General features: G+C 56.6%; 11 protein-coding genes and 1 riboswitch. Of the genes, 6 read left to right on the top strand and 5 right to left on the bottom strand.

Features of this window, described 5'->3' with window-relative positions; all coding sequences use genetic code 11:
- The first annotated feature begins 206 nt into the window (after positions 1–206).
- Positions 207–305: riboswitch (TPP riboswitch) on the top strand.
- Between the two features lie 124 nt (positions 306–429).
- From thiC to ACONT6_RS11320, 6 genes are all read left to right on the top strand, one after another.
- Entirely contained in the window at positions 430–2,355 is a 1,926-nt protein-coding gene (thiC, locus tag ACONT6_RS11345) for a phosphomethylpyrimidine synthase ThiC (protein WP_428818632.1), read from the top strand.
- 186 nt (positions 2,356–2,541) lie between these two features.
- Positions 2,542–3,627 carry a glycine oxidase ThiO gene (gene thiO, locus ACONT6_RS11340; RefSeq protein ID WP_428818631.1) on the top strand — a complete coding sequence of 362 codons (1,086 nt, stop codon included), beginning with the start codon at positions 2,542–2,544 and terminating at the stop codon, positions 3,625–3,627.
- A complete protein-coding gene (gene thiS / locus ACONT6_RS11335) occupies positions 3,627–3,827 on the top strand; it encodes a sulfur carrier protein ThiS (RefSeq protein WP_428818630.1) in 201 nt (66 codons plus the stop codon). Before thiO ends, thiS begins: the two co-directional genes overlap by 1 nt.
- Entirely contained in the window at positions 3,828–4,637 is an 810-nt protein-coding gene (locus ACONT6_RS11330; RefSeq protein ID WP_428818629.1) for a thiazole synthase, read from the top strand.
- Complete coding sequence (thiE, locus tag ACONT6_RS11325) at positions 4,634–6,214, top strand: thiamine phosphate synthase (protein ID WP_428818628.1); 1,581 nt, start codon at positions 4,634–4,636, stop codon at positions 6,212–6,214. Before ACONT6_RS11330 ends, thiE begins: the two co-directional genes overlap by 4 nt.
- Positions 6,215–6,227: 13 nt before the next feature.
- Positions 6,228–6,998: a HesA/MoeB/ThiF family protein gene (locus tag ACONT6_RS11320; RefSeq protein ID WP_428818627.1), complete on the top strand. Its 771-nt coding sequence runs from the start codon at positions 6,228–6,230 to the stop codon at positions 6,996–6,998.
- A 64-nt stretch (positions 6,999–7,062) separates the two neighbouring features.
- Here ACONT6_RS11320 and ACONT6_RS11315 read toward each other — a convergent pair whose 3' ends face one another.
- The 5 genes from ACONT6_RS11315 to ACONT6_RS11295 form a co-directional block, all read right to left on the bottom strand.
- Complete coding sequence (locus tag ACONT6_RS11315) at positions 7,063–7,887, bottom strand: type IV pili methyl-accepting chemotaxis transducer N-terminal domain-containing protein (RefSeq protein ID WP_428818626.1); 825 nt, start codon at positions 7,885–7,887, stop codon at positions 7,063–7,065.
- 106 nt (positions 7,888–7,993) lie between these two features.
- On the bottom strand, positions 7,994–9,238 hold the full coding sequence (locus ACONT6_RS11310; protein WP_428818625.1) for an alginate export family protein: 1,245 nt from the start codon (positions 9,236–9,238) through the stop codon (positions 7,994–7,996).
- A gap of 132 nt (positions 9,239–9,370) precedes the next feature.
- Complete coding sequence (locus ACONT6_RS11305) at positions 9,371–10,258, bottom strand: ABC transporter ATP-binding protein (RefSeq protein ID WP_428818624.1); 888 nt, start codon at positions 10,256–10,258, stop codon at positions 9,371–9,373.
- 72 nt (positions 10,259–10,330) lie between these two features.
- Positions 10,331–11,323, bottom strand: coding sequence for an ABC transporter permease (locus ACONT6_RS11300; RefSeq protein ID WP_428818623.1), 993 nt, complete (start codon positions 11,321–11,323; stop codon positions 10,331–10,333).
- A 118-nt stretch (positions 11,324–11,441) separates the two neighbouring features.
- On the bottom strand, positions 11,442–12,824 hold the full coding sequence (locus ACONT6_RS11295; RefSeq protein ID WP_428818622.1) for a CmpA/NrtA family ABC transporter substrate-binding protein: 1,383 nt from the start codon (positions 12,822–12,824) through the stop codon (positions 11,442–11,444).
- Positions 12,825–13,100: the final 276 nt, after the last annotated feature.

Raw genomic sequence — 13,100 nt, 5'->3', positions numbered from 1 at the left:
TGGTTCGCAAGACCTTCTAAAACAGGGATGTTTTAGAAGAGCCCCCAGCGATGGGTTCACGGCGTGTCTTGCGAACCAGCCCCCGGTGGCAGCGCCGCCACCAGAACTGAATATCTGTACTGCCCGATAAGACCCGCAGCACGCCACAATTCACAAATCCCCTCCCTCGTTCCTGTTCAAATCAAAATTCATCCCCTATACTCGGCCCCAACTTGTCGGAGTGCCTTCGGGCTGAGATCGCTGTTGCGAGATCCGTTGAACCTGATCGGGGTAACCCCCGCGTAGGAAACAAGATCTGAATTCGCTACATTTTGAGCGCCACTTTTATCACGCTGCGCTCAAAAACTGCTCACCTCTACCGCATCCCCGGCAATCCATTCACGGAACCATTTATGGAAAATGCGTCAGGAAACGACGCAAGGGGTCAGTATGTCTCAAGTCGCAGAACCGCAGAACAAAGCCAGCAAAAGCAGCCGCAGTGCCCAGCGCGACAGCGCCAAAGATTTTCTGGATAACCTCACCGCCCAGCAATTCCCCAACTCCCGCAAAGTTTATCTACAAGGTGAACATCCGGGCGTAAACGTGGGCGTGCGTGAAATCTGCCTCGGCCAGAGCCTTGTCGGTGGCGATGAAAACAACCCCGTATTTGAACCCAACGAACCGCTCCAGGTTTACGATACCGCTGGCCCATATTCTGATCCGGACTACAAACCCAACGTCCGCGATGGTCTGCCCAAACTGCGTCAACAGTGGATCGAAGCCCGCGGCGACAGTGAAATCCTTGAAACCCGTCAGGCCGCATACAGCCAGAAACGTATGGCGGATCAGGGACTCGACCATATCCGTTTCGACAACCTGCCCGCACCACGCAAAGCGAAAGCGGGCAAAAACGTCACCCAGATGCACTACGCCCGTCAGGGTATCATCACCCCGGAAATGGAATTTATCGCCATCCGCGAAAACATGGGTCGCGCCGCACTTGCCGAACAACTGAGCGATGCGGATTATAAAAAGGCCCGTGAAGGCATCTATATTCCGCCGCAAATCACTCCGGAATTCGTGCGCCGCGAAGTGGCCGAAGGCCGCGCGATTATTCCCGCGAATATCAACCACACAGAACTGGAGCCGATGATTATCGGCCGCAATTTCCTGTGTAAAGTGAACTCGAATATCGGCAACTCCGCGGTAACTTCCTCGATTGAAGAGGAAGTCGAAAAACTGGTGTGGTCTATCAAATGGGGCGGCGACACCGTCATGGATCTGTCCACCGGCCAGAATATCCACGAGACCCGCGAGTGGATTCTGCGCAACTCCCCGGTACCTATTGGCACCGTGCCGATTTACCAGGCACTGGAAAAAGTTGACGGCATTGCTGAAGACCTCAACTGGGAAGTCTTCCGCGATACCCTGATTGAACAGGCAGAGCAGGGTGTGGACTATTTCACCATCCACGCTGGCGTACTTCTGCGCTATGTACCGCTCACCGCCAATCGCGTCACCGGTATCGTCTCCCGCGGTGGCTCCATCATGGCCAAATGGTGCCTCGCACATCACAAGGAGAACTTCCTCTACACGCACTTCGAGGACATTTGTGAAATTCTCAAAGCCTACGATGTCAGCTTCTCCCTGGGCGACGGCCTGCGCCCCGGCTGTATCGCCGATGCCAACGACGAAGCCCAGTTTGGCGAACTGCACACCCTCGGTGAACTCACTGAAATCGCCTGGAAGCACGACGTACAGACCATGATCGAAGGCCCCGGCCACGTGCCCATGCACAAGATCAAGGAAAACATGGACGAGCAGCTGGAACACTGCCACGGCGCCCCGTTCTATACCCTCGGCCCGTTGACCACCGACATCGCTCCCGGCTACGACCACATCACCTCCGGCATCGGCGCCGCCATGATCGGCAGTATGGGCTGCGCCATGCTGTGTTACGTCACGCCCAAAGAACACCTCGGGCTGCCGAACAAGGAAGACGTCAAGGAAGGCCTCATGGCCTACAAAATTGCCGCCCACGCCGCCGACCTGGCCAAAGGGCACCCACGTGCCTACAAGCGCGATGACGCTCTGTCCAAAGCCCGCTTCGAATTCCGCTGGGAAGATCAGTTCAACCTCGGCCTCGATCCCGAACGCGCGCGCATGTATCACGATGAAACCCTGCCGAAAGAATCCGGCAAGGTCGCCCACTTCTGTTCCATGTGCGGGCCGAAATTCTGCTCGATGAAAATTACTCAGGATGTGCGTGACTATTCCCGAAAACTAGAGGCATCGAAGCAGGAAGCGGAGCAGGGCATGGAAGAAATGTCCATCAAGTTCAAAGAACTAGGCGCAGAGATTTATCACAAGGGGTAACCCCGAACCGATAGAAAACGCAGCGTCAAAAGCGAAGGCAGCGATGCGGGTAAGCCTTTGCCAGACCTTCTGCGAGAGGGACCTCGCAGAAGAGCCCCCATGGATGGGTTCACGGTGTGTCTGGCAAAGGCTTACCCGTAGCGCTGCCGCCCTAATTTAGCCGACAACGAACCCCGGAACTATGCTGTGGCACAAGCCGAACTAAACATCGCAATAGCAGGCGCCGGCCTGATGGGCCGCCTCCTAGCCTGGCGACTTTCCGAAAAAGGCCATCGGATTACATTGTTCGAATCCGGCAGCCTGGAAACTCCTGGGGGCGCTTGCCACGCTGCTGCCGGCATGATCTCCCCGCTTTCGGAACTGTTCAATTGCCCGCTGCCCATCTACGAGCTGGGCATGCAAAGCCTGCAACACTGGCCGCATTGGGTAAAACAACTGGAACACCAAACCGGAAGCCAAGTCGACTACCGCCAATCCGGCAGCATCCTCATCGCCCACCCTCAGGACCGCAACGAACTTCTGCAATTCCAGCAGGAACTGAGTGCGAAACTCGGGAGAGAAAACGGCGGGCAGCTGCAATGGCTGGATAACTCCGGCCTACGAAATCTGGAGCCAGAACTGGAACGCTTCGATCAGGGGCTGTTTCTCGCCAGCGAAGCCGACATAGACAACAGAGAACTGCTCCCCGCACTGTTGCAAGCGCTCAAGCAAGATCACGTTCAACTTCGTGAAAATACTCCCGCAGAGTGCTGCCCCGGAAAAATAGAGAGCGCCGGCGGCACAGAATCATTTGACCTGGTCATCGATACCCGCGGACTCGGCGCCCGCAACCAGGTCCAGGGACTGCGCGGCGTGCGCGGTGAAGTCATGGTCGTGGAAACACCGGAGGTGCAACTCCAGCGACCGGTACGACTGCTGCATCCAAGATACCAGCTCTATGTCGTGCCCAGAGCAAACAACCGCACCGTCATCGGCGCCACCGAAATCGAAAGCGATGACCTCTCGCCGATCTCCCTGCGTTCCACCATGGAGCTCTCCAGCGCCCTCTACTCGATCCATCCTGCGTTCGCCGAAGCGCGGGTTATCGAGACCCGCGTCAACTGTCGTCCTGCCACCATGGATAACTTGCCCGTAGTGGAAAGCGAGCCAGGCCTTATCCGCGTCAACGGACTGTTCCGCCACGGCTATTTGCTGGCGCCGGCACTGGTGCAAAAAGCGGAAAGCGAAATCGGAAAGCAGACTCAAACTTTAGCCACAGCACAGGTGACCTGATGCAATTACTGGTCAACGGTGAGACCGTCACCGCAAAGCAAGGCGATACTGTCGCCGCAATACTGGAACAACTGGGCTATAGCGGCGAGACCTTCGCCGTCGCCTGTAACGGCGACTTTGTGCCGCGAGGTACCTACGATGAAGCCCGACTCAAACCCGGCGACCGCCTCGATATCGTTGCCCCGGTTGTCGGAGGCTGAATGATGGAAAAACTGAAACTCTACGGTAAAGAATTCGACAGCCGTCTGCTGGTGGGCACTGCGCTATACCCGTCACCGGCGATCATGCGCGAAGCCGTGGCTGCCTCCGGTGCAGAAATTATTACCCTGTCCCTGCGGCGCCAGAGCCCGGAACAGCAGCAGGGAAAAATGCTCTGGGACTATATCCGGGCGTCCGGCTGTCAGTTGTTGCCCAATACCGCGGGCTGCAAAACTCCGAAGGAGGTCATCGCACTGGCGGAAATGAGCCGTGAAATCTTCGCAACCGACTGGCTGAAGTTGGAGGTGATCGGCGATGACTACAACCTGCAGCCGGACCCCTACGGTCTGGTGGAAGCCGCGCGGGAGCTGGTCAAGCGGGGCTTCAAGGTTTTGCCTTACTGCACCGACGATCTGGTGGTATGCCGCAAATTGCTGGATGTAGGCTGCGAGGTACTGATGCCCTGGGGATCGCCCATCGGCACCGGTCGCGGATTGATGAACAAGTACAACCTGCAGACCCTGCGCGAGCGATTGCCGGATACACCACTGATCATCGACGCGGGAATCGGTGCACCTTCCCAGGCGGCGGAGGCGATGGAAATGGGCTTTGATGCAGTGCTGTTGAACACCGCTATCGCCAAGGCGCAGAACCCGGTACTGATGGCCGAGGCCTTCAGGCTCGCCATCGAGTCCGGCCACGCGGCGCGCAAGGCGGGCCTGATGCTGAAACGCCAGACTGCAAGCCCCAGTACCCCCACGCTGGATATGCCCTTCTGGCAGCAGACTGTCAGCGATGGAGAAAAGGCATGAGCGCAGTCAAACCGGCGCGTCCGGTTGTGCGTAAACCGATTGTCTGGACGATTGCCGGCAGCGACTCCGGTGGCGGTGCCGGCATCCAGGCCGATCTTCTTACCATGCACGATCTCGGTGTCCATGGCTGTAGCGCGATTACCGCCAATACCGCGCAGAACACACTCGGAGTGCCCGCAATCAATGCCGTTTCCGATGAGGTTTTACAGTCGCAGCTCGATGCATTGTGTGAAGATCTGAAACCCGCGGCGATCAAAATTGGCCTGCTGGCCAATGCGGGGCAGGTCAAACTGGTGGCCAAGTTTCTGCGTGCACTGAAGGCGCGGGGTGTGCAAATACCGGTGGTCTATGATCCGGTAGCGGTGGCCACCAGCGGCGCCCGACTTACCGAAGACCGTACCGGCGCCGCGGTTTTGAACGAGCTTTTACCCCTGTGCGATCTGATAACCCCCAACACTGAGGAGCTGGCGTGGCTAACAGACGTCAGTGCGGGGACAGTACTGGGAAGCGCTGAGTCTATTGTGGCTGCTGCACGAAGAGTGCGCGGTGATTGCGAGAGTGCACTGCTGGTTACCGGTGGCCATTTTGAAATAGAACCGGGTACCACCGCTGACCTGCTTTGTCGCGGTTGCGACGACACTGTGACGGAAGACTGGTTAATCGGGCAGAAAATTGATACTCGCAACACCCACGGTACCGGTTGCACCCTGTCGTCAGCCATCGCAGCACTGCTTGCTCAGGGTTACCCGCTGCAGGACGCCTGTGTGGTGGCTAATGCCTACGTGCGACACGGACTGCGGCTGGGCACTAGCGAACACATTGGCGCTGGCCCCGGTCCGGTAGGGCACTGCGGGTGGCCGCAGGAATTGCAGGATTTCCCACAGGTGCTGGTAAAAGGGAGTGAGCGGGCTAAGCGCTACGGCTGCCACTCCCAACAGCTGGCGGAGCGACATGCGGCGGAGTTTGCCCAGCCCGACAGCAATCGGTTGGGAGTCTATCCGGTGGTGGACTCGGTTGAATGGATTGAGCGGCTGGCAAAAGCCGGTGTGCGCACGCTGCAGCTGCGCATCAAGAATCCCGGAGATGACCTCCGCCGACAGATCGAGCGAGCGGTTGCCATCGGCCGCGATTACAGCCTGCGTCTGTTTATCAATGATTACTGGCAACTGGCGATTGAGTGCGGTGCCTACGGTGTGCATCTCGGTCAGGAGGATCTACAGAGCGCGGACCTGAATGCGATTCAGGCCGCCGGGCTGAAACTGGGCATCAGCACCCACGGTTTCTTCGAGCTGCTGTACGCATACCAGTTTCGTCCCAGCTACCTCGCCATCGGCGCCATCTACGCTACCAATACCAAGGATATGAGTGACCAGTTGCAGGGGCCCGAGAAGCTCGCCCGTATGGCGGCGCTGTTGCCTGACCATCCACTGGTCGCCATTGGAGGGATCAATCTCCAGCGTGCTCCGCTGGTTGCGGCGAGCGGGGTGGGGAGTATTGCCGTGGTCACGGCAATTACCAAAGCACCGGATTACTGCGAAGCTGTGGCACAATTGGCGACAGTATTAGAGTCCCACTGACCGGAGTGCCGTCATGTTGAGCCGTAAACAGCTGCAGCGCTACAGCCGCCAGATTATGTTGTCCCAGATTGGAGAATCCGGTCAGCAAAAACTGGCCGGGGCAAAAGTGATGATTGTGGGGCTCGGCGGCCTGGGCAGTCCCGCGGCGTTATACCTCGCTGCGGCGGGCGTCGGTGAGCTGCACCTGGTGGATGGCGATCGGGTGGAAATCTCCAACCTGCAGCGCCAGGTACTCTACAAAACCAATCACCGGGGCAAGGAAAAGGCACAGGTCGCCGCCCAGCAATTGATGGCGGCCAACCCCGAAATCCGGGTTCATGCCCACTGCCAGATGGCGGATACGGCGTGGTTGACGGCGCAATTACCCGAGCTGGGAATCGACCTGGTGCTGGATTGCACCGATAACCTGGATATCCGTCACGTCATCAACCGCGTCTGCCGGGAACTGCGGGTGCCGGTGGTAATGGCCTCGGTGCGCGGCTTTTCCGGACAGCTGGTAAGCTTTGATTTCCGCGCGGAGGGCGGCCCCTGCTACGCCTGCCTGTTCCCGCCACAGCTGCGCGATAGCGATCTGCCGGAAGTGGAGAACTGTTCCACCGTGGGTGTGATCGGGCCAGCGCTGGGGATGATGGGCAGTGCTCAGGCACTGGAAGCGATCAAGCTGCTGGTCGGCCTGCCGTTGTCCAGCCTGAATCGGTTGCAGCTATTCGAGGCTGAGAGTCTCGAGTGGCGGGCACTGGCTCTACCGGTAAACAGCGCTTGCCCGGTTTGTGGTCAGAAGTAACTTTTTAGGGGCTCAGGTGGGAGCCCCTTATTGCGGCGGCACGTTATTCGGCGCAGATCAGTTATCAGCGCGCCGCCAGCTCCACGGCATTCAATAGTTCCGCGTACTGTCCGGTAATCACATTCATATTGCGCAGCATGATATCGGTGGTGCCGGTTATCACATGAATCTGGCGCGCCTCTGACATATGCATCTCTCCGTCAAACCCGCGGCTGGCATAACTCAGGTGTCCCCGGGTTTTGAGCAGGTTGCGGGTAATTTCCGGGGTATTCAGCGGGCTGTCCATTAAAAACGCCAGCATCTGCTCGAATTCAGCAAGATCCTCGTATAACAGCTTGCTGCCATCGCTGCCCGCTACTCCCCAGAATTGCGCCACGTAGTTTTTGGCAATGCGCTGGGAAAGCATGCGTTGCCGCCCGGAGACATTTACCAGCTCGGCACTGCTGTGGTGGGCCAGCGCTTGCAGACGCATTACATACGCATGCGCTGCGGGGAGCAGGGTATTGCTGCGTTGGAACAGCTCCGCGGCGGTAAATTTACTCACCGGTTGCCGCGCGATCGCTGAAAAATCCTGCCACTCCTGCTGTACCAGTTTGAGCGTACTGCGCACCGGTGCAGCGGCTTCGAACGCCGCAAGCTGATTCAGATTGCGTTCAAATTCCGCCATCGAGCGCTCGAACACCTGCTGGTGCTTTTCGGCTTCTGGCTGTATGCCTCTGAGGATATAGGATTGGGTGATTCGCTGGGAGAGCATCCGTTGGCGACCGGCGATATTGATGGCATCGCCCATATTGAACCCGGGGGTTACCGATGGGGTGTCTTCAGCGGCAACAGCCATGTTCAACGGAAGCAGTAGAAACAGCAGTATCAGGGCAAAGGTGTGTTTCATCTTTACATTCCTGAAATTGAAAATGGGAGGGAAAAATCCCCGGCCTTGCGGCCGGGTAAGACTCAACGAGTGGGTTGGGGTACTTCTGTGTATCCTGTGAGCAGGATCAGAATTGCGCTGCCGCAGTGAGCCAGAGCTTGTTGGTGTCAACGCTGAAGTCATCTGCGGTGTAGTTGCTGTACTTCATGCTGAGATTGACCCCGGCGAGTTTGCCTGCAACCAGAAACCCGGCTTCGCTGCCGAGCTTGTCCATGCCGGATACGCCGCTGTCATCAGAACTGAGCTGGTGATAGTTGAGTGCAAACTTGACGCCGCCCAGACTGGTGCCGACCGTCAGGTAAACATCTTCAATACCGCCGACAATATTGCCGGTGCCGCCGCCGAGAAATTTATCGCTCCAACCCTGGAACTTATGCAGCGTCGCCAGGGGAGTAATGAATTGTCCATCTGCACCATCCGCGCCCAGCAGCTCGTAGCCCGCTGCGAGTGTCACTGCACCAAGTTTGTAAGCGCCTTCAGCCAGCAGGTAATCGGCGTCGTAATCTGCCGGGTTGTTGGCCGCAGAAGACTGGGTAGCATATTCCAGCGCATAGCTCAGGGCTTCCTGACTACCGGCGAAGCGGACACCGTAGGTATCGGTGGAGAAAGCCGCGGCATCCTCATTGTCAATCAGGTAGGCGTAGCCACTCAGGGCACCGGCGGACAGGCCTGCGTATTTTGCATTCAGTAGATAGGTGTCATTGGTGTGGTCACCAATGGGACTGTCTTCACCGAAGATACGATTGACGTTGTGTACGTGTGCCAGGAACAGGGTGGTGTCGGCAATGCTGGTATTACTTGCACTAAATCCGTCGTACGTCTGTTCGTTCTGGCGGAAACCGACACCGCCAACAAAACGTTGGTTGTCCAACAGAATTCGCTGACGTCCGTATTTAAACGTGGTGGCACCAGTGGTGTAGGCCAGATAAGCCTGGTTGACTTCGGTTCCTTCGGGGTCGCCGATGCCACCTTCAAAATCGGTGATATGCGTAACGTCGTCCATTTCGATCAGAGTGCTGAAGCCCTGATAAGTGGCAGAAGAATAAGTGAGCCGCGTCTGAAGGCTGGTTAAGTCCACATCGTTACCATCTACGTCGACCATCTCGGTACGCGCACGGAAGCCGAGAGTGGCTTCACCCTGGGCGAGGGCTTCGCCGAAGCTGGTTACTGCGGGCGCTTCGGTTTCCGTCATTTCCTGCGCAAAGGCGGGTGCGGTTACCGTTGCGACACTCAGGGTGCTAACAGCGAGTGCGAGTGTTCGGCGTTGAACTGCGGATTGGAGAGCGTTTGTCAGAAGGTTCTGGCTTTTCATGTTGTTTTCCTTTTTCAGAGAATCGTGTAGTTCCTTTCGCCCCCTGCTCAGTTTTTTGGGCGCAGGGGCCCCTGTCGACAGCGTTGACCCACTGTCGCTCAGGTAATTCGGTTTGCTATTTTATGCGGTAATTCAGGCTGCGTTATCAACAGTTTCCGGTACGCTCGTTTTGTTTTTTGACGTCGCGGAGGAAGAAGTTTCGGTTTTCTGGGGTTTGGACTTTGTTGTCGGCACATCGGGTTTACTGTGACGTTCGTGCAGGAACTTCAGAACTTTGGCCCGGTACTGGTTGTAAAGCTGGTCATCGGCCAGCTCCAGTCGATGCCGTGGTCGCTCGAGGTTTACGTCAAGGATTTCGCCGATAGTAGCGGCGGGGCCATTGGTCATCATCACGATGCGGTCAGAGAGCAAGACTGCTTCGTCCACGTCGTGGGTAATCATGATCACGGTGTTATTCAGCTCGGCCTGGATCTCCATCAGGGAATCCTGCATATGTGCACGGGTCAGTGCATCCAGCGCGCCGAATGGTTCATCCATCAGCAGCACCTTGGGCTGCATCGCGAGTGCGCGGGCGATGCCGACGCGCTGCTTCATACCACCGCTGATTTCCCCGGGACGCTTGTGCATGGCGTGACTCATATGTACCAGTTCCAGGTTGTGTTCGATCCACTGGCGCGTCTCTGCTTTGGATTTACTACGGCCGAATACCTGCTTTACCGCCAGTTCGACATTTTCGTACGCCGTGAGCCAGGGCAGTAAAGAGTGGTTCTGGAAAACCACAGCACGCTCCGGGCCGGGTTCGGTCACTTCCTTGCCATTAAGAATGACGCCACCACGGGTTGCCTGATAGAGCCCCGCAACCACATTCAGCACGGTGGATTTACCGCAGCCGGAATGACCGATCAGGGATACGAATTCACCCTGCTGAATTTTCAGGTCCACATCCCGAAGGGCAGTGAAAGGTCCCTTGGGAGTAGGGAATTCCATATCGATATGACTGATATCCAGAAGTACACTCATTGTCTCGATCTCCACAAATTTAATTCGGTAACTGTGCTGGTTTCTCTATGCCTACGCTTTCTGTTCGCTCCGTTATTGCGCGGCGGAGTTGTCCCAGGAAACCAGTTTCTGTAGTGCCAACATGCCGCGGTCCAGCAGAAAGCCAATAAATCCGATCACCAGTACCGCGGCCATAATGCGCGCGAGTGAATCGGAGCTACCGTTCTGAAATTCATCCCAGACAAATTTTCCGAGCCCCGGGTTTTGTGCAAGCATTTCCGCCGCGATCAGTACCATCCAGGCCACGCCCAGAGAAAGGCGCATACCGGTGAAAATCATCGGTACCGAGGCAGGCAGTACAATTTTCTGGACATGTCGCAGTGCCGGCAGACGCAGTACCTTGCTCACATTCACCAGGTCGTTATCAATGCCAGCAACGCCTACGGCTGTATTGATCACCATGGGCCACAGGCAACACAGGGTCACAGTAATCATTGAGTTGAGGAATGATTTGGCCACCATTGGCTCCGGGGTGGTGTACACGGCGGAAACCACCATGGTCACTAATGGCAACCAGGCTAGCGGCGACACCGGCTTGAAGATCTGAACGATTGGGTTCACAGCACTGTTCAGGGTTTTACTCAGGCCGACCGCAATCCCCAATGGAATGGCAATGGCAACGGCTAACAGGAACCCGCTCATGACCGTGATCAGGCTGGTAAAGATCTGGTCAATAAAGGTTTCCTTGCCGGTATAGTCGCGGATTTTGGGAACATAAGAGGGGTCTTCGGCAACACGCTTTGCATTGCGGACTTCCTGGCGTTCGTAGAAGGCGTGCTCCTTTTCTCGCGAGCGCTGGTGTTCACTGTAGAGCGCATCGAACTGTTCCATCACTGCAGAGGGGCCGGGGAACTTGCCCAGAGAGGTATCGATCTTTTGTGCGGTGACAGACCACAGAAGCAGAAAGGCAAGGATGCCAGCCAGCGGCAACGCCACCAGGCGAATGGCATTACTCAGCCAAACACTGTTCAGTTGCGGCAACCTGAAACCATAAAACTTTCCGGTGTTCACAGTAGTGGTGTTCATCTTCTGTTACCTCGGCACTCTGAATGAGTGTATTCGTTGAGTTTTCAAATGACTTTTGATTGTTATCTTTCGATGCGAACCGGGACCCGGCTGGCGAGCCCGGTTCGCTCTAGGTTGATCAGAGCTTCTGGCCAGACTTCAGACCGATAGAAAACTTGTCGATATACTCGTTGGGTTTCTGGCCGTTGTAGACGATGCCGTCAATAAAGTGAGTCTGCGGATCGCGGAAGCCGTCTTCGGTGGCAAAGTCGGGGAACTGTTCCGGCTTGGCCAGCTTCTCAGCGATCAAAGACTTGGCGGCGGCCTCGTAGATATCCGGGCGATAGACCTTGGAGGCGAGTTCCTTGTACCAGGTATCCGGCTTGTCTTCGGAAATCTGGCCCCAGCGACGCATCTGGGTGAGATACCAGATGGCATCGGAGTAGTAGGGGTAAGTGGCGTTGTAGCGGAAGAAAACATTGAAATCCGGTACTTCGCGCTTGTCACCTTTTTCGTACTCGAAGGTGCCGGTCATACTGTTGGCGATGACATCGTAGTCGGCACCTACATAATTGGATTGCGACAGGATTTTCACTGCCTCCGGACGGTTTGCGTTGTTGTTTTCGTCCAGCCACATGGCGGCGCGGATCAGGGCGCGGGTAATACGCACAGTGGTATTTGGATACTTCTCGGCGAACTCTTTGGTTATTCCGAATACTTTTTCCGGGTTGTCTTTCCAGATTTCGTAATCGGTAACTACCGGTACGCCGATATCCTTGAACACCGCCTGCTGGTTCCAGGGTTCACCAACGCAGTAGCCGTAAATGGTGCCGGCCTCGAGAGTGGCGGGCATCTGCGGGGGCGGGGTGACAGACAACAGTGCGTCTGCATCGATCTGGCCGGAGATGTCTCCCTTGTGCGGCGCGTAGTAGCCGGGGTGAATGCCTCCGGCAGCCAGCCAGTAGCGCAGTTCGTAGTTGTGCGTGGATACCGGGAACACCATACCCATATTGAACGGCTTGCCATCTGCCTTGTATTTTTCCACCACAGGCTTGAGTGCATCGGCCTTGATCGGGTGCACCGGGCGTCCGTCTTCCATCTTCGGAATATTCGGCTTCATCTGTTCCCAGATGGTGTTGGAAACCGTGATGCCGTTGCCGTTCAGGTCCATGGAGAAAGGCGTGATGATGTCGGCCTTGGTGCCGAAACCCATGGTGGCAGCGATCGGCTGGCCCGCGAGCATATGCGCGCCATCGAGGCGTCCATCGATAACGCCATCCAGCAGGACTTTCCAGTTGGCCTGGGCTTCGATGGTGACGTACAGGCCCTCGTCTTCGAAGAAGCCTTTCTCATAAGCGACGGCAATGGGAGCCATATCAGTGAGTTTGATAAAGCCGAACGTCAGCTCTTCTTTTTCCGGGTAGCCGAGGTCCTCTGCGTTGACTGAAACTGATCCCGAGGAGAATCCCACGGCCAGTGCCAGCGAAGCGGCAAGTTTCTTGAAGGGCTTTTTCCATTGCATGGTTATTGTGCTCCTGGTCTTTTTAAGATTTCAGTTTTGTTAGTTCGAAAAATCTGGCCAAAAAAAACGCCCACCGATGACCTGCCTCCAGGGACAGGATCGGTGAGCGCCTCTGCTCAAGGGCATCGCAGTACGATGCCGGTCTGATTGTTATTCGGGCGACAGGTTGCCCGCTTGTTCAACGGAAATGAGGTGCCGGGATTGGCGAATCATTTCACTACGGAAATTTCGTTCCGCACTTACCGAGGCCTTTGCAGGCTCTATGCCAACTTTTTT

The organism is Microbulbifer sp. MCCC 1A16149, assembly GCF_050368945.1.
GTDB lineage: Bacteria > Pseudomonadota > Gammaproteobacteria > Pseudomonadales > Cellvibrionaceae > Microbulbifer.
Note: the sequence above shows the minus strand (reverse complement) of the source record. Positions and strands in the feature narration are given on the sequence as shown.

Coding starts and splice junctions, on each gene's coding strand:
- ACONT6_RS11315 (WP_428818626.1), bottom strand. CDS start 7,887: ATGAAACACACCTTTGCCCTGATACTGCTGTTTCTACTGCTTCCGTTG.
- thiE (WP_428818628.1), top strand. CDS start 4,634: ATGAGCGCAGTCAAACCGGCGCGTCCGGTTGTGCGTAAACCGATTGTC.
- ACONT6_RS11295 (WP_428818622.1), bottom strand. CDS start 12,824: ATGCAATGGAAAAAGCCCTTCAAGAAACTTGCCGCTTCGCTGGCACTG.
- ACONT6_RS11320 (WP_428818627.1), top strand. CDS start 6,228: ATGTTGAGCCGTAAACAGCTGCAGCGCTACAGCCGCCAGATTATGTTG.
- thiC (WP_428818632.1), top strand. CDS start 430: ATGTCTCAAGTCGCAGAACCGCAGAACAAAGCCAGCAAAAGCAGCCGC.
- ACONT6_RS11305 (WP_428818624.1), bottom strand. CDS start 10,258: ATGAGTGTACTTCTGGATATCAGTCATATCGATATGGAATTCCCTACT.
- ACONT6_RS11310 (WP_428818625.1), bottom strand. CDS start 9,238: ATGAAAAGCCAGAACCTTCTGACAAACGCTCTCCAATCCGCAGTTCAA.
- thiS (WP_428818630.1), top strand. CDS start 3,627: ATGCAATTACTGGTCAACGGTGAGACCGTCACCGCAAAGCAAGGCGAT.
- ACONT6_RS11300 (WP_428818623.1), bottom strand. CDS start 11,323: ATGAACACCACTACTGTGAACACCGGAAAGTTTTATGGTTTCAGGTTG.
- ACONT6_RS11330 (WP_428818629.1), top strand. CDS start 3,828: ATGATGGAAAAACTGAAACTCTACGGTAAAGAATTCGACAGCCGTCTG.